The organism is Paenibacillus sp. (assembly GCF_035645195.1).
Lineage (GTDB): Bacteria > Bacillota > Bacilli > Paenibacillales > YIM-B00363 > Paenibacillus_AE.
On record NZ_DASQNA010000016.1, the window covers coordinates 47,930 to 74,034 of the forward strand.

At 58.2% G+C, this 26,105-nt stretch carries 25 protein-coding genes and 1 riboswitch; of the genes, 5 read left to right on the forward strand and 20 right to left on the reverse strand.

Features of this window, described 5'->3' with window-relative positions; all coding sequences use genetic code 11:
• The first annotated feature begins 75 nt into the window (after nt 1–75).
• Entirely contained in the window at nt 76–813 is a 738-nt protein-coding gene (locus tag VE009_RS07750; protein WP_325006816.1) for a WxL domain-containing protein, read from the forward strand.
• A 58-nt stretch (nt 814–871) separates the two neighbouring features.
• On the opposite strand, the gene VE009_RS07755 is transcribed toward VE009_RS07750, so the two are convergent.
• The 5 genes from VE009_RS07755 to VE009_RS07775 all read right to left on the reverse strand — a co-directional run bounded on the left by VE009_RS07755 (nt 872) and on the right by VE009_RS07775 (nt 4,271).
• Nucleotides 872–1,690 (reverse strand): arylamine N-acetyltransferase, encoded by an 819-nt coding sequence (locus VE009_RS07755; protein ID WP_325006817.1) that lies wholly within the window; start codon nt 1,688–1,690, stop codon nt 872–874.
• Nucleotides 1,691–1,703: 13 nt separating this feature from the next.
• Nucleotides 1,704–2,198: a DUF2269 family protein gene (locus VE009_RS07760; RefSeq protein WP_325006818.1), complete on the reverse strand. Its 495-nt coding sequence runs from the start codon at nt 2,196–2,198 to the stop codon at nt 1,704–1,706.
• 36 nt (nt 2,199–2,234) lie between these two features.
• Nucleotides 2,235–3,398: a LuxR C-terminal-related transcriptional regulator gene (locus tag VE009_RS07765; RefSeq protein ID WP_325006819.1), complete on the reverse strand. Its 1,164-nt coding sequence runs from the start codon at nt 3,396–3,398 to the stop codon at nt 2,235–2,237.
• A gap of 4 nt (nt 3,399–3,402) precedes the next feature.
• The gene (locus VE009_RS07770) at nt 3,403–3,876 is read right to left on the reverse strand and encodes a hypothetical protein (protein WP_325006820.1); all 474 of its coding nucleotides are present in this window, start codon (nt 3,874–3,876) and stop codon (nt 3,403–3,405) included.
• 158 nt (nt 3,877–4,034) lie between these two features.
• Nucleotides 4,035–4,271, reverse strand: a complete 237-nt coding sequence (locus tag VE009_RS07775; protein WP_325006821.1) for a hypothetical protein — start codon at nt 4,269–4,271, stop codon at nt 4,035–4,037.
• Nucleotides 4,272–4,884: 613 nt separating this feature from the next.
• On the opposite strand from VE009_RS07775, the gene VE009_RS07780 reads away from it, so the two are divergent.
• The 4 genes from VE009_RS07780 (at nt 4,885) to VE009_RS07795 (ending at nt 6,810) form a co-directional block, all read left to right on the forward strand.
• Complete coding sequence (locus tag VE009_RS07780; protein ID WP_325006822.1) at nt 4,885–5,223, forward strand: DUF4234 domain-containing protein; 339 nt, start codon at nt 4,885–4,887, stop codon at nt 5,221–5,223.
• A 73-nt stretch (nt 5,224–5,296) separates the two neighbouring features.
• Nucleotides 5,297–5,617, forward strand: a complete 321-nt coding sequence (locus tag VE009_RS07785; RefSeq protein ID WP_325006823.1) for a DUF2752 domain-containing protein — start codon at nt 5,297–5,299, stop codon at nt 5,615–5,617.
• A 111-nt stretch (nt 5,618–5,728) separates the two neighbouring features.
• The gene (locus VE009_RS07790) at nt 5,729–6,022 is read left to right on the forward strand and encodes a Dabb family protein (RefSeq protein WP_325006824.1); all 294 of its coding nucleotides are present in this window, start codon (nt 5,729–5,731) and stop codon (nt 6,020–6,022) included.
• Between the two features lie 299 nt (nt 6,023–6,321).
• Nucleotides 6,322–6,810 (forward strand): hypothetical protein, encoded by a 489-nt coding sequence (locus tag VE009_RS07795; protein WP_325006825.1) that lies wholly within the window; start codon nt 6,322–6,324, stop codon nt 6,808–6,810.
• 72 nt (nt 6,811–6,882) lie between these two features.
• On the opposite strand, the gene VE009_RS07800 is transcribed toward VE009_RS07795, so the two are convergent.
• From VE009_RS07800 to VE009_RS07870, 15 genes are all read right to left on the reverse strand, one after another.
• Nucleotides 6,883–8,103: a sugar ABC transporter permease gene (locus tag VE009_RS07800; RefSeq protein ID WP_325006826.1), complete on the reverse strand. Its 1,221-nt coding sequence runs from the start codon at nt 8,101–8,103 to the stop codon at nt 6,883–6,885.
• A gap of 12 nt (nt 8,104–8,115) precedes the next feature.
• Nucleotides 8,116–9,636, reverse strand: coding sequence for a sugar ABC transporter ATP-binding protein (locus VE009_RS07805; protein ID WP_325006827.1), 1,521 nt, complete (start codon nt 9,634–9,636; stop codon nt 8,116–8,118).
• Nucleotides 9,637–9,726: 90 nt separating this feature from the next.
• Nucleotides 9,727–10,833, reverse strand: a complete 1,107-nt coding sequence (locus tag VE009_RS07810; protein WP_325006828.1) for a sugar-binding protein — start codon at nt 10,831–10,833, stop codon at nt 9,727–9,729.
• Between the two features lie 120 nt (nt 10,834–10,953).
• Nucleotides 10,954–13,035 carry a methyl-accepting chemotaxis protein gene (locus VE009_RS07815; RefSeq protein WP_325006829.1) on the reverse strand — a complete coding sequence of 694 codons (2,082 nt, stop codon included), beginning with the start codon at nt 13,033–13,035 and terminating at the stop codon, nt 10,954–10,956.
• 593 nt (nt 13,036–13,628) lie between these two features.
• Nucleotides 13,629–14,759 (reverse strand): sugar ABC transporter substrate-binding protein, encoded by a 1,131-nt coding sequence (locus tag VE009_RS07820; protein WP_325006830.1) that lies wholly within the window; start codon nt 14,757–14,759, stop codon nt 13,629–13,631.
• A 52-nt stretch (nt 14,760–14,811) separates the two neighbouring features.
• A complete protein-coding gene (locus VE009_RS07825; RefSeq protein ID WP_325006831.1) occupies nt 14,812–16,374 on the reverse strand; it encodes a response regulator in 1,563 nt (520 codons plus the stop codon).
• Nucleotides 16,349–17,815 (reverse strand): sensor histidine kinase, encoded by a 1,467-nt coding sequence (locus tag VE009_RS07830; protein WP_325006832.1) that lies wholly within the window; start codon nt 17,813–17,815, stop codon nt 16,349–16,351. The genes VE009_RS07825 and VE009_RS07830 overlap by 26 nt, the downstream gene beginning before the upstream one ends.
• Entirely contained in the window at nt 17,812–18,789 is a 978-nt protein-coding gene (locus tag VE009_RS07835; protein ID WP_325006833.1) for a sugar ABC transporter substrate-binding protein, read from the reverse strand. Before VE009_RS07835 ends, VE009_RS07830 begins: the two co-directional genes overlap by 4 nt.
• A gap of 187 nt (nt 18,790–18,976) precedes the next feature.
• Nucleotides 18,977–19,999, reverse strand: a complete 1,023-nt coding sequence (locus VE009_RS07840) for a Gfo/Idh/MocA family oxidoreductase (RefSeq protein WP_325006834.1) — start codon at nt 19,997–19,999, stop codon at nt 18,977–18,979.
• Nucleotides 20,000–20,035: 36 nt separating this feature from the next.
• Nucleotides 20,036–20,866: a sugar phosphate isomerase/epimerase gene (locus tag VE009_RS07845; RefSeq protein ID WP_325006835.1), complete on the reverse strand. Its 831-nt coding sequence runs from the start codon at nt 20,864–20,866 to the stop codon at nt 20,036–20,038.
• A gap of 171 nt (nt 20,867–21,037) precedes the next feature.
• Nucleotides 21,038–22,510 (reverse strand): protein adenylyltransferase SelO, encoded by a 1,473-nt coding sequence (locus VE009_RS07850; protein WP_325006836.1) that lies wholly within the window; start codon nt 22,508–22,510, stop codon nt 21,038–21,040.
• 173 nt (nt 22,511–22,683) lie between these two features.
• Nucleotides 22,684–23,421: an amino acid ABC transporter ATP-binding protein gene (locus tag VE009_RS07855; RefSeq protein ID WP_325006837.1), complete on the reverse strand. Its 738-nt coding sequence runs from the start codon at nt 23,419–23,421 to the stop codon at nt 22,684–22,686.
• Nucleotides 23,422–23,443: 22 nt separating this feature from the next.
• Nucleotides 23,444–24,184 (reverse strand): amino acid ABC transporter permease, encoded by a 741-nt coding sequence (locus tag VE009_RS07860; RefSeq protein WP_325006838.1) that lies wholly within the window; start codon nt 24,182–24,184, stop codon nt 23,444–23,446.
• A gap of 66 nt (nt 24,185–24,250) precedes the next feature.
• Nucleotides 24,251–25,099, reverse strand: coding sequence for a transporter substrate-binding domain-containing protein (locus VE009_RS07865; RefSeq protein ID WP_325006839.1), 849 nt, complete (start codon nt 25,097–25,099; stop codon nt 24,251–24,253).
• Nucleotides 25,100–25,202: 103 nt separating this feature from the next.
• A riboswitch (Lysine riboswitch) is annotated at nt 25,203–25,387 on the reverse strand.
• Between the two features lie 190 nt (nt 25,388–25,577).
• On the reverse strand, nt 25,578–26,030 hold the full coding sequence (locus tag VE009_RS07870) for an SRPBCC family protein (protein WP_325006840.1): 453 nt from the start codon (nt 26,028–26,030) through the stop codon (nt 25,578–25,580).
• Nucleotides 26,031–26,105: the final 75 nt, after the last annotated feature.

Below are 26,105 nucleotides of genomic sequence, written 5' to 3' on the forward strand. Positions count from 1 at the left end.
CCTTGTCGTCATTACGATACCCCTCTGTATAGAGGACTATAAATTGCAGGACAATACTGTCGAAGGAGGGAGCCCATGAATATTAGGAGCCACGAAGTCCATAAACACGAAAACGATTATGTCGAGGTTATCCTGCATCTCGACCCGGGAGACATGCTGTCGGAATTTGCGACCGAGCTCGGCGCAGCCCCGGAGAAGGAAATACACCAGTCGGCCCTGCGATACGTTCGGGATCGGCTGCCGCAAGTGAAATATAAGCAAATCAAAGTCATGATCGGGGGCTTGCTCGTCGCGACGATCGTCGGCACGACGCTGGCGCTCACCGGCGGCAACACGGCCCAAGCGGCGGAAACTCAAATTTCGGCCGGTCCCCTAGGCGTACAGGACATCACCGTCGGCAACTTCACGGCGGTCGTGCTGAACGGACGGACGCAGAATACTTTCTCCACCGTCAGCAATTTTAACGTAACGGACGCGACGGGAGCGGGCGCAGGCTGGAAAGTGTACTTAACCGCTACGCAGTTCAAATCGGCCGAAGGCAACACGCTGCCGCTCGGCTCCTTGTCCGTCAGCGAGCCGACGGTCGCGCTGGACGACCCGAACTCCTCGCCGGTCACCACCGTTGCGACAGCAGCCGGCGATATCGACACGACGACGGGACTCAAGCTGCTGAGCGCTTCGGAGGGCGGCGGAATGGGCACGTACACGGTTTCGTTTTCGCCCAACTCCTTGACGCTCAACTTGCTGCCGAAGGACGTCAAGGCAGGCACCTACACTTCTACCATTACGGTATCGATCAGCTCGGGACCGTAACGCATATACGCCAAAGCCGCCGGCCCTTGAGGGACCGGCGGCTTCCTTTGTGTACGGGTTATTTCGGGAACAACCGCCCCGATCGTTCTTCAACGAAGTCGAGCGCTTGCAAGACCAAATCCGACTGAAAGCCGAACGTCCAACGGAGCATCTCGATCCACTCCGCTTTCGACGTATATTCGTGCATCTCCGTGCCGGCGTCGGTTTTGACGAACAGCTTCTGGTTGATGACGGAATAGGCCGCTCCCGGCTTGAACGACGTCGCGACGATGCGGCGCATGAACGGGTTGTCGTCCTCGTCCCGCAGCGAATGCGCGATATCCGCATCGAAGCTCTCCAGCGTCACTGGACGCCATTCGATCTGCTTCGCGACGATCGTTTGCCCGTTCGCCCGGCGGTCGATCAAATACCGGCCCGGCGTCAGCTTCGCAATCTTAATCTCTTCCCCGCGCCGGGAAAACTGCGGCTGCTCCTCCGGGTCGAGCGGCTCGAACAGCGGCGCCCCGTACCCGACGTCGACGTAATACGACCGCCCGTCGACCGTCACCCGGTTCGCCAAATGCGCATTCCCCCCAGTCGCCCGCACGTACTCGACCTCGAAGCCGAGCTCCCGCAGCAGCCTGCCGAAGTGCGCGTTCAGAATGTAGCAGTTGCCCCCGAAGCCGTACGAGTTATAATGTCCCAGGAACGCTTCTCCCGACGGCAGCCAGGGCAGCCCTTCGCGCGACCGGTGCAGGTAGTAGTGGATTTTGCTGATGTTTTCGAACGGAAACCGATGCAGATGCCGATGCGTCAAAGCGCGAAGCAGTTCAAGCCCGGGCGGGGCCGCTTCCAACTCTAGGGCCGCTAAATAGGCATCTCGAAATGCGGCGGTCATTAGACGCTCCCCCTTATCGCGGCTTGACGATCATCAACAGCAGGATCAAGAAGCTCAGCACGCCCGCGGCCGCGTGATACCGGCGCACCCGCGCGTACAGGGCGCAGCCCGCCGCCGATGCCTCCCGCTGCATCGTTTCGCCGGCCTCCGCGAGCGACGCTCGCAGCTTCTTCGCCGCGGGAGTCATCAGAGCGATGACCAGCACCTGAACGGCGGCGAACAGCAGCAAGCTTCCCGCGATCCACACTTGGGCGAAAGAGCCGTACGAACCGAAAATGACGAGGGCTACGCCCGAGAGCAGCGCCAGCGTACCGAAAATTTTCGGAAATACTTCCAACCGGTCGACGAGGTCGAGACAGCTAGCCATCTCCGCCGCCGACGACGTCGGCCGCAGCACCCACGGAAAGGCGAACGCAGGTCCCAGCGCCAGCACCGCCGACACGACATGAACGACAACTAACCACATCATATGCAACACCGCTTTCTTGAGAATATTCACGATTCTCATCTTAGCGGCTTCGGAACGTTTCAAGTATCGGTAGGTTTACGTATTTTCCCCTTCATCGGCCGGCTCCGCCTGTAATCCGCGCTCCGTCATGTACCGCGCCAAGGAGGTGCGGGAATTGATATCGAGTTTTTGAAAAATTCTCTCCAAATGCGTCGTCACGGTCCGAGGGCTGACAAACAGGAGCCTAGCGATTTCAGCGTTCGTTCGTCCCTGCGCCGCGTGCATGGCCACCTGGCGTTCCCGGGGGCTGAGCAGCGCGTAGAACGGTTCGCTTTGCTTTTCCCACTCCAGCTTTGTTCTTTCCACGGCTTGGCCGAACCACTGCTTCCGTTCCGTCTCCGGCACCGACGCCACGCTCACCATCGCCTCGCCGAGGCTCGCGGCCAATTTCGTAAGGAGCGGCTCCGGCACCGATCGGATCGTCTCGGACGATACGTCCGACGCCTCGCAGCAGACGATGCCGACGATCGTGCCGACGGCATGCAGCGGGATCGCCAGCATGTCGTTCGGAAAATCGTCCCATCCGGGCGACACCTGTTCCATCGTCTTGATATATCGCATCTGCGAGCGAGCGTCCGTAAGCCGGATCCAACGGTTTTCCCGCTTCGCCAGCATCGCCAGGCGCCGCATCGGCTCGAACGCGCCGCCGTGGATCCCCGCTCCCGCTACTCCCCGCGAGGCGAGCAGCGAGGGCGCCTCGCCCTCCTCCATCGGAGCCCAATAGGACATCCGAGACCAGCCGAACGCCTCCGAGAGCACCTCCAGCAAGTCTCCGTACGCCTCCGGTCCCGTTCGCAGGTGGAGCGCCTCTTCGGCGCCTTCCCTCGCGGCGAGCACGCGAAACACGAGCACTTCGCGCAGATCGAAGAACGCCGATCCGCCGGAGATCCAATACAGCGTATGGAGGTCCCTCCTGACGGCGTCGAACAGCGCTCCCGTCGACTCGGCGCGTTCGAGCCGGACCGACAGCTCCCAATGCGTCTTTCGTTTCGGTTCGATGAGCCGCAGCAGCGCGTAAGGATTTTCATATAAATTCCGGGCGGTTTTGCTGAGCAGTTGGTTGGCGATCGCCACATGCTCCGCGTCGACGTACCACACCCGGGATAAGTTCGATACATTGGGAACGCCGTCGCCGGAGACGGTCGCGATAATGGAAGGGAACCGTCCCTCGAATAACGGCATCATGTCTTCCGCCAACATACGGTCACGCTCCCCCCTCGGCCAACGGCCTGCCGGCTCCCGATCCCGGGGACTGTACATAGACCGCGTCGACCGACATTTCGATCACGACACAGTCCCGCGGCTGCGCTTGAATGATTTCAACGAGCGACGGCACCCATTGCGCGGTCGATTCGATCTGCCGCTCGATACCTCGGCGGTCCTCCGGCTCCGGCGCTCGGAACCCGAGGAACCGCCCCTTGATTTGGTAAGATTCGTTATCCTTGCCCGACGTCATCAGCGCGGCGACCATCGGATTCGTCTCGATATGCTCCTGCAGCCGAATCATTTGGCTCTTCATAATAGCGATGCATAACGGTCCTTGAGCGGGGTCCTTCAGGCGAAACCCGTATCCTCTGCAGGCGAAAGGAACCGCTCCGGGAACGCCGGCGGCAAAGTGGGTATAGATCGGGACGTCGCGCTCGAAAAACCGCAGCAAGGCAGGTGGGATGCGATCCATAATCTCCTCCGTGCTTAACAATTGATTTCCGGGCCGGGGATGTCTGGTTGATAAGAATCGGAACGCCCCTTCACTCTATGAATAAATATACCAAGAAATGTTACTCGTGATAAGTTTTATCCTGTCGTCGAGAAAAAGGAAGAAAACTCACCTGAAGGTTAGGTGAGTTTTCTTTTCAGCGTTGCTCTGCCGTTCAGGGGTCTTACCGAAATGATTTCGCTAATTCTTATGGCTATAGGCCGCTGTTCTGAAATGATAACGAGCACGTCTTTACCGACCAGTCTTAAAACACCGTCGAATTCAGCTGAACCGGCTTCCTCGACGGCGAGTGCGGTTGTGGAAATAAATACTCGTCTTCCTAAAAATCTTCGCATTCTCTGCCGGAAAGTTACCATAGAAACTCCCCCTTCTTTGCGTTTACTTAAGGTCTCCTTCTATTTCTTGTGCTCGATCTTTGCGGAACCAAAGCAACGATCTCATCGTTTCTAAGAACGACGCGTCTTCTCCCATTTACAATAAAACAAATGAAATCATGGCCTACTTCGCGGATCACGCCTTGGAATCGGGCAGGTTCCAGGGTTCCGTTCAAGCCGCGGGGCGAGCCTGTTGTAAAAATAACGACACGACTACCGAGAAACATCCTTGCGAAGTTTTTGAAAGTAAAATTCACAAATAATCTCCCCTTTCTATAGATAGCAGCTATGCTGAACAGGAGGGTTGATTTGGATCGTTTTCATTCCGCGATCAGGTAGTACAACATATGTGGATAACGAAGAAAAGGAAACGGCGCAAAAAAGACAACGCTCCGCAGACTGCCCGCCGTGTGGTAGTTATGGAGGAGGATATTGATGCGATTATCCGCTCGGCGTACCAGTTCTGCGTCGCGCCTAACAAACATACATTATTTTTATCTTGTTTTTGATTTCATAATTTAATATAGTTAATTACTATGGTAAGGCTATCGCCTGATTTTGCCAAAAATAAACTATAGAATGGGTGCGAAAACAGATGATGCAACAACGCAGTGTCGGGTTGGCAATCATTTTAACTTTAGTTACTTGCGGACTGTACAGCATTTATTGGATGATCGTGATGACGAACGAAGTCGGCAAACTTAGCGGGGACGAATCGTTTACGGGGGGCAAACATTTCCTCTTGTCCTTGGTCACTTGCGGGATCTGGAGCTTGGTGTGGTCTTATCAAATCGGCAAATTGGTCGGAGAAGCGCAGAAGCAGCGCGGCCTTCCGGCGACCGACAATTCGGTGCTGTACCTCGTGTTGACGTTCTTCGGTCTCGGCATCGTCACGTTCGCATTGGTGCAATCCGATGTCAACAAAATGGTGTAATCATAGATTTCATCTCAGAAGGAACCCCAAGCTGATTTGGGGTTCCTTGTTTGCAGCCGGGGGCGTTGTATACTTGAAGGTCTGGCTTCCGTTGACGAACCTGGGCATCCCTTGCGTGTTTCGCGAAGCGACCGGACTGTATTGCCCGGGCTGCGGCATGACGAGGGCGGCCGTCTCGCTGCTGGAGGCGGACGTGCAGCAAGCGTTCCGGTACAATCCTTTGCTGTTTATTATCGCCCCGATGCTGCTCGCTCATACGCTCGCTTCTCGAGGCGGGCTGCGGCGGACATCCCAGGCGATCCTGTTCGCCGCGGTGACGGCGGCCGTCGCGTTCGGCGTGCTGCGCAACGTCCCGGCATGGGCTTGGCTCGCTCCGACGACATTAGGATCCTAAGAACCGGACCGGTACGCTTCCGATGAAGCGCGCCGGTCCTTTTCGCGTTGGCGGTTGATCTCCGGCCGGCTCGATTATAGAATGGGAGAATATATAATTGGAGGGATCCCTATGATTCAACGCACCGTACTGCTCAAGTTCGCGGAGACGACGACCGAGGAGCAGATGCAGGAAGTCGTTACGCGATTCACAGCCTTGAAGAGCGCGATCGACGGCATCGTGGAAATTCACGCCGGCCGCAATATCGCCGAGCGGAGCAAAGAGTTCCAAGTCGTCTTGATGGTCCGCTTCGCCGACCGCGCCGCGCTCGAGGCGTATACCGTCAACGAGCAGCACCAAGCGGTCGCGGCGTTCATCCGCGAAGTCGGCCGTCTGGACAGCATCGGCGTAGATATCGAATTGTAATTCAAAGCATTGCAACCCCCGGTCCCTCGTAGCCGCGCCGAACCGGCCTGCGCTCGAGGGGCTTTCTTACGCCCTTTCTGGCGCTTGCAAACAAGTGGAATCCTCGGAAGAAGGATCATCAAGGCCTTATTTCCTAGGAAATCGATGCTAGAAATCGATTCCTTTGGTAGATTCAAGGTCTTCCAATCCGCAGATCGCCCCCCTTCCAATCGCCAATTCTTCCTTCTCGTTGCTATAGTCCAAGCTATATTTACAAGGAATTCATATTCTGAAATATAGATTGATAGGGGGTGTATCGAATGAGCCGCTATGTAACGAGAGGCGATATTGCAAGCATCGAGCGCTGGATTCAGAAGCTGGAGAGCGGCGATGCGAAGAAAATTTCGGACGGTTATGTCGCCAAAAAACTAGATTTGCCGTACCGGGTAATCGGCTCCGGAAAGCATAGAATAGTATATGACCTCGAGAACGGGTATGTGTTGAAAGTAGCCAAAGCCGACTCCGGCATTGTCGGCAACGACCGGGAAAAAAGTCTCTATTTCGGGGTGTCGCCGCCGCTGCAAAAGCATCTATGCAAAATTGTCGATTACGGTCACGGCTGGCTCGTGATGGAGAAATTGGACCGTCAGATCCCGAAGGGGGACAGCCATAAAAAGCAATTGGATCAAATCGCTTCGCGGTTTTCGCAATTGCGAATCAAACTATCCGATTTGAAACGGGCGAACCTCCGGTACAACGACGACAAGGACGTCGTCATCGTCGACTACGCCAACTACAAATCGGCATAATCTCCGAAAAAAATACCGCGTCCCGGCCAAGCGGCCAAAGACGCGGTACGCGCGTTTCCGATATAGAACGATTTACCCTCTCTTCTTGCGTGTCATCACGTCGAAAATGACCGCCGCCGCGAGCACGCCGCCGCGAATCATATACTGGTACGAAATGCCTACGCCCAGGAGGTTCATGCCGCTCGAGAGCGATGCCATGACGATCGCACCGATGATGGCGCCCGTCACTTTGCCCACGCCCCCGGCGGAGGAGACGCCGCCGACGTACGCGGCCGCGACGGCGTCAAGCTCGAACAGCGTGCCCGCCGTCGTCGTCGCCGACTGCAGACGCGACGTAAACAAAATGCCGCAAAGCGCCGAGAGCATCCCCATCGAACCGAACACGATGTAGGTGATTTTCTTAACGTTGATTCCGCTCAAATGCGCCGCTTCCGGATTGCTGCCGACAGCGTAAATGTGACGTCCGATGACCGTTCTCGTCGTGAAGAAATGATACACGACGACGACCAGCAGCATAATGACGACCGTCCAAGAGAATCCGTTGTACCCTGCGAGAATCCAAGTGATGTACGCGATGATGGCGGATACGAAGACCAGCTTCAGTACGAAAATCGGCGTCGAGACGACCTCGAACTGGTATTTGAGCTTATTGCGGCGAGCGGCCACTTCGCTGTAAATGTACAGCGCGATGCCCGCGAGGCCCAGCAGAAGCGATAGCAGATGCAGCCCGTTCACGACCGCGAGCGACGGAATGAACCCGTTGCCGATCGCGTTGAAATGTTCGTCCTTAATGATGATCGTTCCGGACTTCTCCGTAATTTGCAGCAGGGCGCCCCGGTAAAAAAGCCAACCCGCCAGCGTCGCCACGAACGACGGAATGCCGATTTTCGCGACGAGCACCCCGTTGACCAAACCGAGGACGACGCCGAGCGCCAAAATGACCGGGATCGTAATCACGACGGGCACGCCCATTTGCGTAAGCATTATGGCCGCGATCGCGCCCATGAATCCCGCCGCGAAGCCGACGGACAAGTCGATATGCCGAATAACGATGACGAGGGTCATGCCGACGGCGAGCACGGCAATATACCCCGTCGCATCCAACAAGTTGCTTATATTTCGGGAGGACATAAACAGTCCGTCCGTCATGATCGTAAAGGTAAGCATGATCACGAACAAGGCGATGTACATGCCGTATTCGCGGATATTCGTCTTGAGTAATCCACGGGCTTCTTGAAGGAAGCCTGTCTGCGTCCCGGTCGCAACGGCCTCCTGCGCACGTTTCAATTCCATGATGTCAACCTCCTATTGCGTAGCTAACTGCATAATTTTTTCTTGATCGGCTTCGGCGATATCCAGTTCCCCTTTGATCTCGCCCTCGGCCATAACGTATACGCGATCGCTCATCCCGAGCACCTCGGGAAGCTCCGACGAAATCATGATGATGCTCATGCCTTCGCTGATCAGCTTGTTCATGATCGAATAGATTTCGAATTTAGCCCCGACGTCGATGCCGCGCGTCGGTTCGTCCAAGATGAGCAGCTTCGGCCCGACGAACAGCCACTTGCCCAGCGACACCTTCTGCTGGTTGCCCCCGCTCAGCTTGCCTACGAGCTGCTCTACGGAAGGCGCTTTGATATACATAGAATTCTTATACTCGTTAGCGACTTTGACTTCTTCGTTGTCGTTGATAATCCCGTTCGAAGCAATGCCCCGCAAATGCGCGGCGGTGATGTTGCTCTTAATGTCTTGGGCGAGGAACAGCCCGTTGCCTTTCCGGTCCTCCGTCACGTAGGCGATGCCCGCCTGAATCGCGTCGCTCGTGTGCGCGAATTTCCGCGGCGCGCCTTCCAGCAGCAGCTCGCCTTGCAGCTTGTAGTCCTTCGGGTTGCCGAAGATGCTGAGCGCCAGCTCCGTGCGGCCCGATCCCATCAGCCCGGCGATGCCTACGATTTCGCCTTTGCGCACGCGAAGGCTGACGTTCTTCGCCACCTGCCGGCCCAGCTTCGGATCGTACGCGGACCAATTCCGCAGCTCGAGGACGGTGTCGCCGAACCGCTTGTCATGCCGTTTCGGATAAATATCCTCGATCTCCCGGCCGACCATGTTTTTAATAATCGTATTTTCCGTAATTTCTCCCTTGGAACCGTCGAGCGTGCAAATCGTCTGCCCGTCGCGAAGCACCGTCGCCGAGTCCGCGATGGAGATGACCTCTTTCAGCTTGTGGGAAATCATGATGCAGGTGATGCCCTGGTTCTTCAACTCTCGCAGCAGCTGGAGCAGGTTCTCGCTGTCGTCCTCGTTCAGCGCCGCCGTCGGCTCGTCGAGAATCAACAGTTTGACGTCCTTGCTGAGCGCCTTTGCGATTTCGACGAGCTGCTGCTTGCCGACGCCTAAATCTTTGACTAGCATTTCCGGATTGACGTCGAGCCGCACCTTTTGGAGCATTTGTCCCGCTTTCGCGATCGTTTGGTTCCAATCGACGATGCCGCCCCGCTTGACTTCGTTGCCTGCGAAAATATTTTCATATACCGTAAGGTCCGGGAAGAGCGCCAGCTCTTGATAAATGATGACGATGCCCGTTTTGACGCTGTCGGAGATCTTGCCGAATTTCTGCACTTCGCCCTCGAACACGATGTCCCCTTCGTACGTGCCGTAAGGGTAAACGCCGCTGAGCACTTTCATCAACGTCGACTTTCCCGCTCCGTTTTCGCCGATCAGGCAGTGGATCTCGCCTTTTTTTACTTTGAAATTGACGTTGGAGAGCGCCTTGACCCCCGGGAATTCTTTGGAGATGTTTCGCATTTCTAAAATGTATTCGCTCATCGTTTTCCCCCCTTCACCCTTGCCGCAATGACAATTGCGGAATAGCGATAGAAAGGTCTATCGCTATTCCGCGCCGCGCATCTCTATTGATTACAGTCCGGTAAACTCGCTTGCTTCGTAGTAGCCGGAGTCGATCAGTTCGGCTTTTACGTTGTTCTTGTCGACGACGATGACGTCGGTTTGCTTCGCCTTCACGTCGATGGTGCCGTTGTTGTACGAACCCGTCGTTTCCGGCGTGTTGCCGTCGAGGATCGATACCGCCATGCCCATCGCGTCCTTCACCAGCGTACGCACGTCTTTGAATACCGTCATCGATTGCTTGCCGTCGATAATATATTGGATGGATGCCTTCTCCGCGTCTTGGCCCGTGACGAGGTAGCTCGTTACGGCGCTGTCCGTCCCGAATACGTCGGCGATCGAGCGGGCCGTGCCGTCGTTCGGCGCCAAAATCGCGACATTGCCTTTCATGTCGGCCGGCGCGGCCGTCAAGTGCGTTTGCGCTTTGTTTTTCGCTTCGTTCGGATCCCAGTTCGTCGTGACTTGGCCGATGATGGCGCCCAGCTGGTCGCGAGTCAGTTCAGCCGTACCTTTCAGAGCTTCCGCCTCGCTGGAGTTTGCGATTTTGAACGTGCCGTCCGCGATTTTCGGCTGGAGCACTTTCCATGCGCCTTCGAAGAACAGGAACGCGTTGTTGTCGGACGCGGCGCCTGCGTACAGGTACAGCGGAACGCCCGTGCCTTGCGCGTTGTCGACCAGGTATTGCGCTTGCGCCGCGCCGACCGCGAGGCTGTCGAACGTGACGTAGTAGTCGACCGCGTCCGTGTTCGTAATCAGACGGTCGTACGCGATGACCGTGATGCCTTCCTTCTTGGCCGCTTCGACCGCCGCCGCCGCCGCCGCGCCGTCGTGCGGGCAGATGATCAGCACTTGGATGCCCTTGTTGATGAGCGTCTCCACGTTCTCCTTCTCTTTCGCGGAGGAGCCTTGGCTGAACAAAATTTCCGTCGTATACTTCGTGCCGGACAACGCGTCTTTGAACCGCTGTTCGTCCTGCACCCATCTCGGCTCGTCTTTCGTCGGCAGCACGATGCCGACGCTCACTTTGGCGCCGCTTCCGCTGTTTCCGCAAGCTGCGGCGATTACGCCAACCATCAATACGACCAGCATCAGAGCAATCGGCTTGATGAATCTTTTCATTTTTATAACCCCTCTCGAAAATGTGTGTGTGGTTTGCTTGCTTACACGTTCACTATATCACCGGCTGCGGGCTGTGAAAGCGCTGCATTATAGCACTCTTTTAATATCGTCTTCACTTTTTTAATCTCCTTGCGGAGATACACCTCTGAATTTGGAAACCGCCTCCTTCAATGCCAGCACCATGGCAGCCAGCCACTCGGCTTGCGCGGACACCTCCATGAGCGAGTTCATCTGCGTCTCGACAGAGGAGGCGATTTCCTGCGTGGAAGCCGTCGTCTGCTCGCTGACGGACGCGATCGTTCCGATCGACGCGACGACCGTCCCCCGCAGCGCCTCGACGGTCTCGATCGTCCGAACTTCGTCCTCGATATGGCGCTTGATCATGTCGAGCGACTCGCTCATCGTTCGCATCGAACCGCTGACGAGCGCGACCGCCTCCTTCTGCGTCCGGTTGACCTCGTTCGTGCGGCCGACCACCGAGACGAGCTCGTCGGTTTGCGTCAGGATGGACGAAATCGTCCGTTGGATATGCTGGGCCGAAGCCTTCGTCTGCTCCGACAGCTGTCTGATTTCGTTCGCGACGACCGCGAATCCTCGGCCGTGCTCGCCCGCCCTCGCCGCTTCGATGGAGGCGTTGAGGGACAAGATGTTCGTCTGTTTCGCGATGTCGGCAATGGCTGTCGTTACGGAAAGAATCGTTTGCGATTGGCGATGGAGATCCTCGACCAGTTCGGTCACCTGACCGAACGCTCGATCGACCTGAAGATACGCGCGCTCCAAATGGCCGACTTGGTCGTTGCCAGAACGAACTTGCTCTCCCGCCGCCGCGAGGGTGCGCTCGATCGCTTCCGATTGCTCGACCAGCGTCTCGACGGACCCGCTCAACCGACGGACGGCGTCCGCGCTTCGCTCCGCCTCCGCGGATGCGTCCGCCGCGCCGGCCGCGATCTCCTCCGCCGCCCGAGCCACCTCCGTGCCGGACACGACGTTCGCGCCGGAGATTCTCGCCACGACGCCCGCGGACTCCTCTACGGCCGCGACGCTGTCGTGTACTTGTCGAATCAGCGCCCGCATGCTCCGCAGCATCCCGTTGTAGCTCTCTGCCAACTCGCCGATCTCATCCTGCTGACCGTAATCGAATTCGGTCGTCAAATCCCCCTCGGCGGTTTTGGCGATGACCGATCGCAGCTGCCGGATCAGCTTTACGAGCCGGGCGGCGAGGTAGAACGCGGCAAGCGCGCCGATGCACAAGCCTCCGGCCAGCGCCAGCGCGCTCGTGCGAAGGAAATCGAGCATATCGCGGTACAGCGCATGTTTGTCGATGAAGGAGACAACCGTCCAATTCATCGCGTACACGAAAGACACTTCCCCCCTATAATCGATGCCTTCCCAGCGGAAAGCGAGCCCGGTTCGCTGGCCATCGGCGATGTCTCGCACCCAGGCGAACGTTTCCTCCATCGTCGATGCGTCCGGCAACACGTCCGCGGCGGCTGGCCCGCCGCTTGCCCCGGGGTCGATATTTCTTCCTTCCATCCCTTGCAGGAAGGAGGTTACGATACGGCCTTGATTGTCGTAGACGACCAACTTGTTCTTGCCGAACTTTTCGTTCGATTCCCGCAGCTGGCCGATCCCTTGCAAGTCGATGTCGTAGCCGGCGACGCCGATCCACCGCTCTCCGGAACGAACGGGCGTCACGACCGAGACCGTCATCCGGCCGGCATGCTCGTCCCAACGCACGTCGGTCCATGCCGTGTCCTCCGTCTGGAGGGCGAGCTTGTACAGGTCGGATGCTCTGGCGTCTCCTCGATCCCGCTCCGGCAACGGGTGCGCGAGCAGCTTGCCTGTCGAGGCCGGTATGAAATAGACGCTTAGCAGTGACTGATCTTGAGTTGCGGTCGCCCGCAGCAATTCGGCGATCGCATCCTCCGTCTCCTTCGTTTCCGAGTCTGCACCCGAGATCTCGATCATCTCCGCGACGTACTCGACGGACTTTTCGTATTGCCCGATCATCATCCGCATTTCCCTGGTAGCGCTTTCAACCTGAACCGCGTTGCCGTCCGCGAACGCCCGTTGGAGAGACGATTGCATGGTAGCGAAGAGCATCATTGTGGATCCCAGCAGCGCGACAAGAACGGCCGCCGAAATCAACGCCATCCATTTGAACCGAAGCGAGCGTCTGTCGATGGGAAATGTTATTCGCATAGCGGACCCCCCTGATTTTGTTTCTTAGGTAGAGTAGAGCCCCCACATTGTAAATCGACTCGCGGAACCTATGACGCGCGATTCTATGAACAAATTTGTTATACGTAGCATTTTTTTGCGGTTTGGCGCGAAGAACGCCTTCCCGCCGGCTTCCTCCAGTTTCGCCGCGCACTTTCCACTCCGCCACTCCGCCTCGACGCGCACTCCTCCAACCGCACATCATTTGCGCTATTCCCGCCGAACCGCACAAAATATGTGCTGCCAGCCCGGCGCCGCCTCCCTCTCGCACACATTCCACGCCAAATCCACCCCTCCGCCTCGCCGCGCACTCCCCGAACCGCACAATATTTGCGCTCTTCCCGCCGAACCGCACAATATTTGTGCTGTCAGCGCGGCGCCGCCTCCCTCTCGCACACATTCCACGCCAAATCCACCCCTTCGCCTCGACGCGCACTCCCCCAACCGCACAATATTTGCGCTCTTCCCGCCGAACCGCACAAATATTGTGCGCTCCCGACAGGAGACGCCCGGCAGCCGACGCAAAAAAAACCGCCCGGGCACATTCCCGGACGGTCTCGCATCGCATCGTACCGCTATTTCGTTTCTACACTCCTATAAACATCTTCCCGCTTATGAAACCCGTCGGCGATGATCGTCTCGTCGACCGTCGACCGGTCGACGGCGATCGGCTCGAGCAGCAGCGACGGCACCTCGATCTTCCCGTTGCTGATCGTCCGGTTCGCCGTCGCGGCCTCGCCCGTCGCCAGCTTCACCGCCAGCTCGGCCGCCGCCTGCGCCAACGCCTTAATCGGCTTATACACCGTCATCGTCTGCCGGCCTCCGACGATATGCTGCGCCGCCGTCAAATCCGCATCCTGCCCCGCGACCGGCACCTTGCCCGCCAGCCCTTGCTCCGCCAACGCCCGAATGACCGCGTCGGCCGTCGCGTCGTTCGCCGCGATGACGGCGTCGACGTCGTTGCCGTTCGCCGCCAGCGCCGCTTGCATGTTGGCGTACGCGTTCGCCGTCACCCAATTGTCCGTCCACTGATCGTACACGATACGGATGTCCCCGCGGTCGATCAACGGCTGGAGGACGTGGAACACGCCCTTCTTCAGAAGGCGCGCGTTGTTGTCCGTCTCCGCCCCTCCGATATAGACGTAATTCCCCCGAGGCACCAGCTTCGTAATGGCCAGCGCCTGCAGCTCCCCGACCCGCTCATTGTCGAAGGAAACATACATATCGACGCTCGCATTCCGCACCAGCCGGTCGTATGCGAGCACCTTGATGCCGGCCGAGTGCGCTTTCTCCACGATCGTTGCCATCGCCTCGGCGTTATGCGGCACGACGACGAGCAAATCGATCCCTCGGCTGATCAGCGTTTCGGCTTGCGCGATTTGCAGCGCGTCGTCCCCGTTCGCCGCCATAATGTCCACTTGCGCGCCTAACGACTCCGCCGCCGCTTTGAACAGCTCCCGATCCTTCAGCCACCGCTCCTCCAGCAGCGTATCCATCGAAAACCCGATTTTCACCTTGCCCGCGCGGGCCTGTTCGCCGCCCGGCGCCGTTGCCCCCTCCTCCGAGGGAGCGGAGGCGGCGGGTTCGGGCTGCCGTTCGGCGCCGCCGCCATCTTCGCATGCCGACACGACCGCGACCGTCCCGAACGCCAACAATAACAAGCTTCCGTAAAGCATCATCCTGCCCCGAGACCGAAGCCGTCTCATCGTTTACCCCCCCTTTCCGCACTGCGCCAACTCTAACCCTAGCCTGATTCCGCTATACCGATTCTTTCCTTCCTTGCAAAAGCGCTTTCCGATATTCCGTCGGCGACAGCTCGCACATCTTCTTGAACACTTTGCTGAAATAGTTCGGGTCGTGGTATCCGACTTCGAACGTGATTTCCTTCAAGCTTTTCTCCGGATCGGCCATCAGCCGCTTCGCCTTTTCGATGCGGCATTCCGTCAAAAAATCGATATAGTTGATGCCGAGCTGCTCTTTGAACATTTTACTGATGTAAAAAGGACTCAGCCCCACCCGCTTGCCGATCGCCTCCAACGAAATATCCTCGTGCGAGTGCTCCTCGATAAACTGCTTAATCCGTTGAATCGTATCCGGCTCGAGCCGGCTGTAATGTTCCGCGTACGCCTCCCGCAGCCGATCCACGATCAGACCCGTTTCGGCCCGCAGCTGCCGGTAATCCTGCGCTTGGAACGAGTACACCGGCGCTTCCGCGTCGACGCCCATGTCGTTCAGCATCCGGGACGCGACCCATAGCAGCTCCAGCATGCGCTGCTGCGCCAACACTAAATTCGCGCCTTCCCGCTCATACCGTTCGATGACGTCCATCACGTTCGCTCTCACCGAATCCCATTGGCCGAGACGGACGTCGTCGAGCAGCTGTTTTTCCCGCTGTTTGCCCGCAGCCGATGCGGCCGCGGTCGCGCTCGCCGCGTTCCGGGTCGGGACGTCCTCGTAAAATCGGTATTTGACAGCCGTCGTCGTATCCATCGAAGCGGCGAGCGACTCTTGGTACGACTGCCGAATTTGCTGCAGCGAAGCGCACACCCCGCCGATGCCGACGAACCAGCCGGCCCCGCGTACCGCGCCTGCCGCGGACAAAATGTCCTGCGCGAGCGAAACCGCCTGCGAACGGAACGACCGGTTCGGCTCGCGAAAGACGATGATCGGAATATGACGGCCGTACATCGCGCCGACCCAGCCGCAGCCCGCCTGCCGCACCTTCTCCTTCACCGCGGAATACAGCGACTCCGAGCCCGGCGGCAGCGTTACGTTCATGACGAACATTTCGTTCGCCGTCCGCGTATCCAGCAGCCCGACCAACTCCTCCAGATGCACCTCGTGGACGTGGTCGAACAGCAGCTGCGTCACGACGTCGGTTTCGACGAGCGGCATCGCCTTCTTCAGCGCGGCCTGCTGCAGCAGGGCGATCTCTTGCGTTTTGCGTTCCTCTTCGATTTGCTTGAGCACCTTGCCTACGGTCTCTACGATTTCGCGCGCTTTGCTCGGCTTCAGCAGATAGTCTTTCACGCCGAGCTTAATCGCTTGCCGCGCATATTCGAACGTGTCGAACGCGGTCACCATAATATAGCGAATGTCGGGATGATCCGCGGCGATCCGCTCGACGGTTTCGAGACCGTTCATCCCGGGCATCTTAATATCCATTAAAATGACATCCGGCCGAAACGACCCAACCCGTTCCAGAGCCGTTTTCCCGTTCGGCGCCTCTTCGATCTCCAGATCGGGAAACCCTTTCCTTAAGATCGCATGCAGCCCTTCCCGTTCGATCCGCTCGTCATCCACGATCAGGACTTTGAACATACGCATCGTTTCCCCTTATCTTCGGTAATTTCAAGATGATTTTCGTTCCCGCGCCGCCGCTCTCGATATCCAGCACGTCCGGGACGCCGTAAAACAGCCGCAACCGCTTCACCACGTTGCTGAAACCGATGCCGGTCGAGTGGCTTTCCGTCTCGACCGCATCGCCGCCTTCCAAAATGCTGCGAATCGTCGACGCCGCGATGCCCGGTCCGTCGTCCTCGATTTCGACCGTCACCCGATCCTCGCCGTCGAGAACCCGGAACCATATGACGCCGCCCTCCTCCCGAGGCTCGACGGAATGAATGACCGCGTTCTCCACGATCGGCTGCAGCGTCAATCCCGGAATTTGCACGTGCAAGCACGAGTCGTCGATGTCGGTGTAAAATTGCAGCCGCTCCGAAAACCGGGCTTTTTGAATCTCGATATACTGGTTCAGCACCCTCACTTCGTCGTACAGCGTCACCGAACGGTCCAACCGCTTCAAGTTGTACCGGAGAAGGCCCGCAACGTTCACGAGCAAATCGCTCGTTTCCTCCGACCCTTCCAAATACGCCTTCTTCGAAATCGTGTCGAGCGTGTTGAACAAGAAGTGCGGATTGATCTGGCTCTGCAAGCTGCGCAGTTGGCTTTCCTGGAGCAGCAGTTTGCTTTGTTGAAGCTCCTTTTCGAGCTGGGCCTTCTCCTGAATTTCGACGATTAGGTTATTGATGTTAATCCGCATGCGGTCGAACATTTTGGCGAGGAACGAAATTTCGTCGTTCGATCCCACCTCGATTTTCAAATCGAACCGGCCGCGAGACAGCTCTTTGGCCGCCTGAATCAGCGTGAGCACCGGTTTCGTAATACTGAGGGAAAACCAATACGTGAACACCGCCAGCGAGAACGTAATCAGCAGCAGCAGCCACACGCCAAGCCTCTTGAGCGCCTCCGACTGCTCGATGATGCCTCGGTAAAACCGGTCGTACGTTTTGAGTTCTTTGTCGATCAGCGTGAGCGTCATTTCCGAAATGTACATGGAAATGCGCGTCGCCTCCGCGAACGCCCGGGTCGAAGCTTCGTCGTCCTTCTCCTCCTGAAACAGGAGCGAACGGTCCGTCGCCTCGACGAGGCTGTCGATTAGATGAATATAATTGCTCAGCTCGAAATCGTTATCGGCGTTCCGAAGGCTGTACACACTGTACTTCAACTGACGAATCGCATCCTTGCTCGCCTGCAGCTGCTCCAAGTGACCCGGCGTCGGCGAAAGCAAATAGTTGTTCAACGACGTCACGACGCGCTGACTGGCGATCGTCACTTCGTTCATCTGCAAATATCGCTGCAGAATGTCATTGTACTGGTCCTGGGTTTTCTGGTTATAGTACGTCAGCGCGATCCAAATGGCCGCCATGATGCTGAGAACGACGGAGGCGAGAACCCAAATTTTCTTCTGGATGCTGGTCATGGCGCGTCCTTCGCTTTCAACATCCGAATGTCGGTGAAATAACCTTCCGTCTTCAGCGGTACCGCCTCGCCTTTCAACCACTGCACCATCAGTCTTACGCTCGTGCGCCCCATCGTCTCGGGCGACTGCTCGATCATGCCGTCGAGCGTCCCTTCCTCCAGCAGCGTCAGCGATTCCGGGCTGTCGTCGAACGAATAAATATGGTACGGCTCGATTTGGGAGCGCTTCCCGATTTCCTGAATCATCGCCGAGGCGATGTTCGCATTAAGCGCGATGAAGGCGTCTGCATCGGGGTGACGGTTCAAGACGTCTCGCGTCGCCGCGATGACCCGCTCGCGCGTATCCGATGTTTCCGTATACACCGTCTCGATGTTCGGATATTCCCTCAGCGCATCCTGGATCCCGTCCAAACGCTGCTTCTGGTAATGCTGCTGCCGGCTGCCGCCGAGCAGGATCACCTTGCCCTTCGGCCCCATGTCCGCCGCCAGCTCCTCCCCCACCAAACGACCCGCCGAAAAGTGATCGGACCCGACGTACGTGCGGCGCAGGCTGTCCTGCATCGGCACGTCGTTCGCGACCGTTATGATCGGAATGCCGTACAACCCGGCTTGAATTTTCGTCAGCTCCTTGAACTCGTCGGTATCGAGTCCCTGCACGATAATGCCGTCGACTTTCGACGCGATAGCGATTTCAATTTTCTTCAGGAAATCGTCTTCGTTCTTGCCGTAGCTCCCCCATACCTGAAGACTGGCTCCGTCCCGCATCGCTTGCTCGAGCGCGCCGGCGCCGACTTGGTCCCAGAACGGCGTCTCCAGCTCTTGGGTAATCAGCACGAGGCGGTACCGAGCCTGCTGCTCGTCCAAGGCGCGCGGCATCGGCCACCCGGACCGGAACGCTTCGCCCGCCGATACGAATGTAAAGTAGCATAGGACCCCTGCGATCAGTCCTAGCACGATTATGGCCGTCCTGCGCATCGCAACGACCCCCTTATCTCATGGAACTAGTTCCATCATATCATCTTCGTCCGATTGTTCAATCGAGTTCCCTTCCGCCGGATATGCAAAAATGATTCCAAGCTTGGGCCGCAACGCCAAAAAGCCTGCAGCTTCGTCCACGGAGGACAAAGACTGCAGGCCGCCTAACGAACTGGCGCTGAGCGGATTATTGCAAGGAGATCGTTCGACCCGTCGCTTGCGATTCGAACGCGGCGAGGATTACCTTCAGCGAACGAAGCCCTTCTTCGCCGGAAATGCTCGGCGGCGTCTGCGTGACGATGGAGGTAACGAACGCGTCGATGACGCCGCTGCTCGTTTGGCGCGTGTTCGTCGCGATCGCGCCGACTTGGTAGCGCTCGACGGAACCGTCGCGCAGCTCGACGATCACTTGATCTTCCGGATGCGTGCCGATCTTCATGACGCCGTTCTCGCACCACAGCACGGTGCTGTTGTCCTCGCCGCGGTAGTACGTCCAGCTCGCCACCAGCGTGCCGATCGTGCCGCTGCTCATCCGCAGCACGCACGTCGCGTTATCGTCGACTTCCGTGCCTTCTTTGTGCAGCGTGCCGATGAACGCCGCCACTTCGGACACTTCGTCGCCCAACAAATAGCGGATCAGGTCCGACTTATGGACGCCGAGGTCGCCCATCGCGCCCATAATCGCTTCTTCCTTGCGGAAGAACCAGCTGACGCGTCCGTCGACGCTCCAGCCTTCCGGTCCCGGGTGGCCGAACGACGTGCGGAACGTCAGCACTTTCCCGAGGCGCCCCGTGTCCAGTATTTCCTTCGCCTTCACGTGCGGCGGCATGAGCCGTTGGTTGTGTCCGACCATCAGGTACACGTTGTTTTTCTTCGCCGCTTCGATCATGGCGAGGCCTTCTTCTTCCGTCGCGGCCATCGGCTTCTCGACGAGGACGTGCGCGCCCGCGTTCGCCGCGGCGATCGACACCTCCGCGTGCAGCGCGTTCGGCGTGCAGACGCTGACCGCGTCGACTTTCTCTTCCTTCAGCAGCGTTTGGTAGTCGGCATACGCCTTCCCGCCGTGTTCGGCCGCGAACTTCTCCGCCCGTTCCAGCACGGGATCGCAGAACGCGACGATTTCAACGTTCGGATTGGCGGCGTATTCGGGGATATGGCGATATTTCGCGATCGACCCGCAGCCGATGACGGCGACTTTGATTTTGCTCATGGATAAGGTCACTCCTCTTGAAAAATATATAATAGTTTATACGAGCGATAAATAGTTTTGCTTGACCCAGTTCATGCTGTTTTCCACGCTTTGGAGCGGCGGGTTTTGATGGCTGAAGTCTTGCTCCACGACGAGCCATTCCACGCCGGCGTCGGACGCCGCCGCAATGACCTCCTTCAGCGGAACCTCGCCCAGCCCGAGCTCCAGCGTGACCATCCGAAGGTTCAAATTGACGCCGATCTGCTGCTCGATTTTCTCGTTGAACGCTCGAATCGCATCCTCGTCCCGGTTGAAGTCCTTCAGGTGCAGCAGCGGCAGCCGCCCGGCGTACTTCTCGATGTAAGCCAGCGGATCGACCCCGGCGTACTTGACCCAGCATACGTCCATCTCCACCTGCACGGCTTCCGGCGACGTGCCGGAGTAAATGGCGTCGAAGACGTATTCTTCGCCGATGTTCATTTCAAATTCGAATGCGTGGTTATGATAAGCGAACGTAAGCCCCTGTTTTTTCACCTCGGCGCCGACTTCCGAGAAGAAAGCGATGATTTGCTTCCAATCCTCCGGCGTGCGGCGTTCGTCGTCGGCGACGTACGGGCAAATCAAATAGCGGCCGCCGATCGTTTTCAAATAATTGATTTCGCCTTGCAGGTCCTCGCGCAGCCGCTGCAAGCTCACGTGGCTGCCGATCGCTTGAAGCCCCGTTTCGCGGAGCAGTTCCTTCATGCTGTCGGCCGACAAGCCGCCGTACCCGGCGAATTCCACGCCCTCATATCCGAGCGCAGCCACCTTGCGCAGCGTTCCTGGAAAATCAGCCTTCGTTTCATCGCGTAACGTGTACAATTGCAAGCCTATGCCCATTCTTCTCATGAGGGACACTCCTATAACCGGATGATTGCTTATTACGACTTCATTATAATGTAAACGGTTTATTTAGGAAATGGACGATATGCTTTGTACATGTACTATCTGGCTATTTTTCTAGGCAACTGCCTTTCGAAAGGCGCAAAAAAGGGGCGGCCACCCCGCCCCTTTCGGCCTTCAAGTGCCGCAGAACGTGCGATACGGCCGCTCGGAGCGCGGCGGCAGCGCGCAGTACTCCTCCTGCTCCGGCGCGTACGCATACGGCCGCGACAGCGCCGCCAGCAGCCGCTCCATCACGCCGTAATCGCCGCGCTCCGCCGCCGCCAGCGCCTCTTCCACGCGATGGTTGCGCGGGATGACGGCCGGGTTGCTGCGCCGCATCAGCTCGCGCGCTTCGGCCTCCGACTCGGCCTGCCTGCCGAGCCTCGCCTTCCAGCGCTCCTGCCATGCGGCGAACTCGGCCGCTCCCCCCATCGCCGTATCCTCGGGCTTTCCGAGCGTCAGCGCGCGGAACGTGTTCGTGTAGTCGGCCTGATATTTTTGCATCATCATCAGCAAATCCGCGACGAACGTCTCGTCCTCCGGCTCCTCGCCGAACAGCCCGAGCTTCGCGCGCATCCCGGCCGACCAATGCCGGTTGAACAGCCCGGAAAACTCGCCCAGCGCATCTTCCGCCAGCTTGACGGCTTCGTCCTCGTCCTCGTGCAGCAGCGGCAGCAGCGCTTCGGCGAAGCGGGCGAGGTTCCAAGCGGCGATGTACGGCTGATTGCCGTATGCGTAGCGGCCTTGCGTATCGATGGAGCTGAACACCGTCGCCGGGTCGAACGTATCCATGAAGGCGCACGGGCCGTAGTCGATCGTTTCGCCGCTGACGGTCATGTTGTCGGTGTTCATTACGCCGTGGATGAAGCCGACCAGCTGCCACCTCGCGACGAGGGCCGCCTGCCGCTTGATCAGCTCCCGCACGAGCGCCAGGTATCGGTTCTGCTCCGGCTCGATCTCCGGATAATGGCGGCGAATCGCATAGTCCGCCAGCGCGCGGAGATCGTCCGTCGTTCCCCATCTCGCGGCGTATTGGAACGTGCCCACGCGCAGGTGGCTCGAAGCCACGCGCGCCAGCACGGCGCCGGGCAGCGCCGTCTCGCGGTACACCGACTCGCCCGTCGACGCCACCGCCAAACTTCGCGTCGTCGGGATGCCGAGCGCATGCATCGCCTCGCTGACGATGTACTCCCGCAGCATCGGACCGAGCGCCGCCCGGCCGTCCCCGCCGCGGGAATACGGCGTCCGGCCCGAACCCTTCAATTGAATGTCCACCCGGTTCCCTGCCGGCGTGATCTGCTCGCCGAGCAGCAGCGCCCGGCCGTCCCCCAGCATCGTGAAATGCCCGAACTGGTGGCCCGCGTACGCCTGCGCCAGCGGTTCGGCGCCCTCGGGAACGCGGTTCCCCGCGAATACTTCCGCGCCTTCTCCCGCCCGCAGCGCCTCCGCGTCGAGCCCCAGTTCGGCGGCCAGCGGTTCGTTCAGCGCGACGAGCTTCGGCGACGGCGCGGGCGACGGCCCCTGCTTCGTGTAAAACACCTCCGGAAGCCTAGCGTAACTGTTATCGAAATTCCACCCGACGGGCGATTGTTCGGTATGTTCTGCCATGCGGAGCTCCTTTTCCATCCCATAGATTCGAATGTAGTGTTTTCCGTTGCGCGAATTATCAATCATAAGATATTTCGATACGTCCGCGCTCTAGTCCTTTATCTTACCCTAACCGGAAGCCGGGGTTCCGCGCAAAAAAGTCCCGATCCGCTCCGGACCGGGACTTCCCTTATTTATAATTTCAACGTCCGCTTCAAAAACTCCCTCGTGCGCTCTTCCTTCGGGCTCCCGAAAATTTGCTCCGGCGGCCCTTCCTCCGCGATGACGCCCTTGTCCATAAACACGACGCGGTCCGACACTTCCCTCGCGAATTCCATCTCATGCGTCACGATCAGCATCGTAAGGCCCGATTCGGAGAGCTCCTTCATGACCTTCAGTACCTCTCCGACCATCTCCGGATCAAGCGCCGAGGTCGGCTCATCGAACAGCAGGACGTCCGGCTCCATGGCGAGCGCCCGCGCGATGGCGACGCGCTGCTTCTGCCCGCCCGACAGCTGCTTCGGCTTCGCGTGCAAATACCGTTCCATGCCGACGACCCCGAGGAACCGCTTCGCGATTTGCTCCGCCTCCGCTCTCGACCGCTTCAGCACTTTCATTTGGCCGACGACGCAATTGCCGAGCACGTCGTGGTTGTCGAACAAGTTGAACTGCTGAAACACCATGCCCAGCTTCCGGCGGTAAGCGGCGATATCGTGCCGGCCTTCGAGAATATTTTCGCCGTTGAACACGATGCGGCCGCCGCTCGGCGTCTCCAACAAGTTGATACAGCGAAGCAGCGTCGACTTGCCGGAGCCCGAGGAACCGATGATCGAGACGACCTCGCCTTTGCGAACCGAAAAATCGATATCCTTGAGCACCTCGTGGGTACCGAACGTTTTGCTTAAATGTTGAATTTGTATGATGTCCCTCATGCGCTTCTCCTCCTTCCTCGGGTTATCTAGCCGGCGTTTTCGCTTCGATATCGCGAATCATTTCGTAGCTGTTAGGACCTTCCAGCTTCCGCTCGAAGTACAGCAAAATCCGCGACACCGTGATCGTCATGACCAAATACAGCACGCAGGCGACGAAGAACGATTCGAAATACCGAAAATTGTTGCCCGCCACCGATTTCGTTTGGAAAAACAGTTCCGAGACGGATATAACGTTCAAAACGGAAGTATCCTTAATATTGATGACGAATTGGTTGCCCGTCGCCGGCAAAATGTTGCGGATCACCTGCGGCAGCACGACGTTCCACATCGTTTGGAAATGGGTCATGCCGAGCGCATGCGCCGCTTCGAACTGCCCTTTGTCGATCGAGGCAATGCCGCCGCGGACGATCTCCGCCATATAGGCGCCTGTGTTGATCGAAACGATGAACACAGCCGCCAACAGCCGATCCGCGTCGATGCCGAACGCCATGGCCGATCCGTAATAAATGACCATCGCCTGTACGATCATCGGCGTGCCGCGGAAAAATTCGATATACGCGACCCACAGCGCGTTGATGATTTTGAGCGCCGTCCGTTTCACGCCCCGCTCCGGCAGCGGAATCGTGCGAATGACGCCCGCCAGCAAGCCGATGAGCGCGCCCAGAATCGTGCCGAGCAGCGCGATCCACAGCGTCGCGACCGCCCCTCGCAAAAACATGGGCCAATTATCAACGACGATCTTAACGATCCATTCGAAGCTCATGTGTTGCCTCCTCTAACCATAAAACCGACTGCAACAAGGAGCTGCAGCCGGTTCGTAATGTCGATATTATTCTGCCGCCGGTTGATTTTGGATCGCCGCATCCATCAGGCGCGTGCGCTCCTCTTCCGAAATGCCCGCCAAAATTTCGTTGATCCGCGTCGCCAGCTCGCTGCCTTTCTTCAGGCCGACGGCGATCGCCGTGTCGTCTTCGGAGGTTGCGAACCCTTCCTCGAACTCTACCATCGCGAAGTTGTCGTTAGCCGCCGATGCGCTCACCGCCTCCGGCCGCTCGGACACGTAGCCATCGATGACGCCGGACTCGAGCGCCACGCGCATCGCCGCGAAGTTGTCCATCGCCGGCTGCTTGTTCACGCCTTCGATTTGGTCGATGACGGAGTAATGGAATGTATTCAATTGTGCCGTCACTTTCGCGCCTTTGAAGTCCTGAATCGACTTCGCCGTTTCGAACGGGCTGCCTTTTTTCACGACCATGACCAAGTGGGACTTGTAGTAGTTATCCGTGAAATCGATCGTTTCCTTGCGCTCCGCCGTCGGCGACATGCCCGCGATGATCGCGTCGATTTTGCCGGATACGAGCGCGGGAACGAGGCCGTCCCACTCCGTTTTGACGATGACCAGCTCTTTGCCCAGGCCTTCGGCGATTTTCTTCGCGATTTCGACGTCGTATCCGCCGGCGTATTCCGCGCTGCCTTCGATTTGGACCGCGCCGTTCGAATCGTCCGACTGCGTCCAGTTGAACGGAGCGTAAGCCGCTTCCAGTCCGACTTTGAACGTGCCGTTCCCTTCCTCGGCCGGTGCCGTCGCCGCCGGGCTTTCGCTCGCGCCGCCGCCGCAGCCCGCCAATACGAGAAGCACGGAAATCATAAGTGCCGCTACAGATGTCTTCATTTTCATTGTGATCCTTCTCCCCTTGAATGATATTATTGTCCACTGATCAAAACAAAAGCGGCCTGAGATCGACTCAGGCCGCGTAAGCGCCCAAAATCCCTCTCTTCCCCAATGAGATAGCGCAACTTCGCGAACCGGGACGTCCGCGAAGACAGTTCTGCAGCTCTTAACTGCAGACCCAGCGCACAAGAGCCGAGCTTTCCTTGCGCGCTTCGGCGATATGTCCTTCTCCCTAGCATCTTCGCTGCTCCAACTCCGCTAAAGACTGTTACATATCGCGCCTCTACCCCACTAATGAAAAGTGAGGTTCTATGAAATTATGAAATAAAGTCTACAATCTCGATATAGTTCTGTCAACCTAAGTAAAGCTGGAAAGCCGCGGCCGAAAGCCTACGACGGTAAGCCCGGGCACCCGCGGCACGCACCCGGGCCGGCACTCCAAGAACGAAAGCAAGGCGCCCTCCAGGCGCCCCGCACGTTCCCCTCATTTCGCCTTGCCATGCCGGCTCTCGAGAATCCGCTTCGCTTCCTGCAGATCCTTCAGATTCGCTTTCCGCATCGCCGCCGCCATGAGCGGAGCGAAGAGCTTGAAGAATGCGCCGGGCTCCCCGCGATTCCGAAGCTTCATCCGCGTGCCCCCGTCGCCGGCGTCGCTCCACTCGTACGTCGTCTCCATCGGGAACGGGCCTTCCGCCGTGCGCATGACCAGCTTTTCCGAGCGGACGTATTCCGCGACCTCGTTTACATACACGAGCTCGCGGCCTAAGAAGCGCGCTTTGAATGCGATTCGCGTGCCGACTTGCAGCGGTTTCGGCGTCCGCCACTCCGCGCTCCGGATATTCTTATACCATTCCGGCGCGCGGTCCGGGTCGGCTGTATAGGCGGCTGCTTCGTCGCGGGGACATTGAATGACGATTTCCGTTCGGACGTCGACCACCGGAACACCTCCAGCAAAAATGAGCTTTATTATATCTTGCCCGCGGCTCCCCGAACAAACAATGCCCCGCGGGAT

Coding starts and splice junctions, on each gene's coding strand:
- VE009_RS07750 (WP_325006816.1), top strand. CDS start 76: ATGAATATTAGGAGCCACGAAGTCCATAAACACGAAAACGATTATGTC.
- VE009_RS07755 (WP_325006817.1), bottom strand. CDS start 1,690: ATGACCGCCGCATTTCGAGATGCCTATTTAGCGGCCCTAGAGTTGGAA.
- VE009_RS07760 (WP_325006818.1), bottom strand. CDS start 2,198: ATGAGAATCGTGAATATTCTCAAGAAAGCGGTGTTGCATATGATGTGG.
- VE009_RS07765 (WP_325006819.1), bottom strand. CDS start 3,398: ATGTTGGCGGAAGACATGATGCCGTTATTCGAGGGACGGTTCCCTTCC.
- VE009_RS07770 (WP_325006820.1), bottom strand. CDS start 3,876: ATGGATCGCATCCCACCTGCCTTGCTGCGGTTTTTCGAGCGCGACGTC.
- VE009_RS07775 (WP_325006821.1), bottom strand. CDS start 4,271: ATGGTAACTTTCCGGCAGAGAATGCGAAGATTTTTAGGAAGACGAGTA.
- VE009_RS07780 (WP_325006822.1), top strand. CDS start 4,885: ATGATGCAACAACGCAGTGTCGGGTTGGCAATCATTTTAACTTTAGTT.
- VE009_RS07790 (WP_325006824.1), top strand. CDS start 5,729: ATGATTCAACGCACCGTACTGCTCAAGTTCGCGGAGACGACGACCGAG.
- VE009_RS07795 (WP_325006825.1), top strand. CDS start 6,322: ATGAGCCGCTATGTAACGAGAGGCGATATTGCAAGCATCGAGCGCTGG.
- VE009_RS07800 (WP_325006826.1), bottom strand. CDS start 8,103: ATGGAATTGAAACGTGCGCAGGAGGCCGTTGCGACCGGGACGCAGACA.
- VE009_RS07805 (WP_325006827.1), bottom strand. CDS start 9,636: ATGAGCGAATACATTTTAGAAATGCGAAACATCTCCAAAGAATTCCCG.
- VE009_RS07810 (WP_325006828.1), bottom strand. CDS start 10,833: ATGAAAAGATTCATCAAGCCGATTGCTCTGATGCTGGTCGTATTGATG.
- VE009_RS07815 (WP_325006829.1), bottom strand. CDS start 13,035: ATGCGAATAACATTTCCCATCGACAGACGCTCGCTTCGGTTCAAATGG.
- VE009_RS07820 (WP_325006830.1), bottom strand. CDS start 14,759: ATGAGACGGCTTCGGTCTCGGGGCAGGATGATGCTTTACGGAAGCTTG.
- VE009_RS07825 (WP_325006831.1), bottom strand. CDS start 16,374: ATGTTCAAAGTCCTGATCGTGGATGACGAGCGGATCGAACGGGAAGGG.
- VE009_RS07830 (WP_325006832.1), bottom strand. CDS start 17,815: ATGACCAGCATCCAGAAGAAAATTTGGGTTCTCGCCTCCGTCGTTCTC.
- VE009_RS07835 (WP_325006833.1), bottom strand. CDS start 18,789: ATGCGCAGGACGGCCATAATCGTGCTAGGACTGATCGCAGGGGTCCTA.
- VE009_RS07840 (WP_325006834.1), bottom strand. CDS start 19,999: ATGAGCAAAATCAAAGTCGCCGTCATCGGCTGCGGGTCGATCGCGAAA.
- VE009_RS07845 (WP_325006835.1), bottom strand. CDS start 20,866: ATGAGAAGAATGGGCATAGGCTTGCAATTGTACACGTTACGCGATGAA.
- VE009_RS07850 (WP_325006836.1), bottom strand. CDS start 22,510: ATGGCAGAACATACCGAACAATCGCCCGTCGGGTGGAATTTCGATAAC.
- VE009_RS07855 (WP_325006837.1), bottom strand. CDS start 23,421: ATGAGGGACATCATACAAATTCAACATTTAAGCAAAACGTTCGGTACC.
- VE009_RS07860 (WP_325006838.1), bottom strand. CDS start 24,184: ATGAGCTTCGAATGGATCGTTAAGATCGTCGTTGATAATTGGCCCATG.
- VE009_RS07865 (WP_325006839.1), bottom strand. CDS start 25,099: ATGAAAATGAAGACATCTGTAGCGGCACTTATGATTTCCGTGCTTCTC.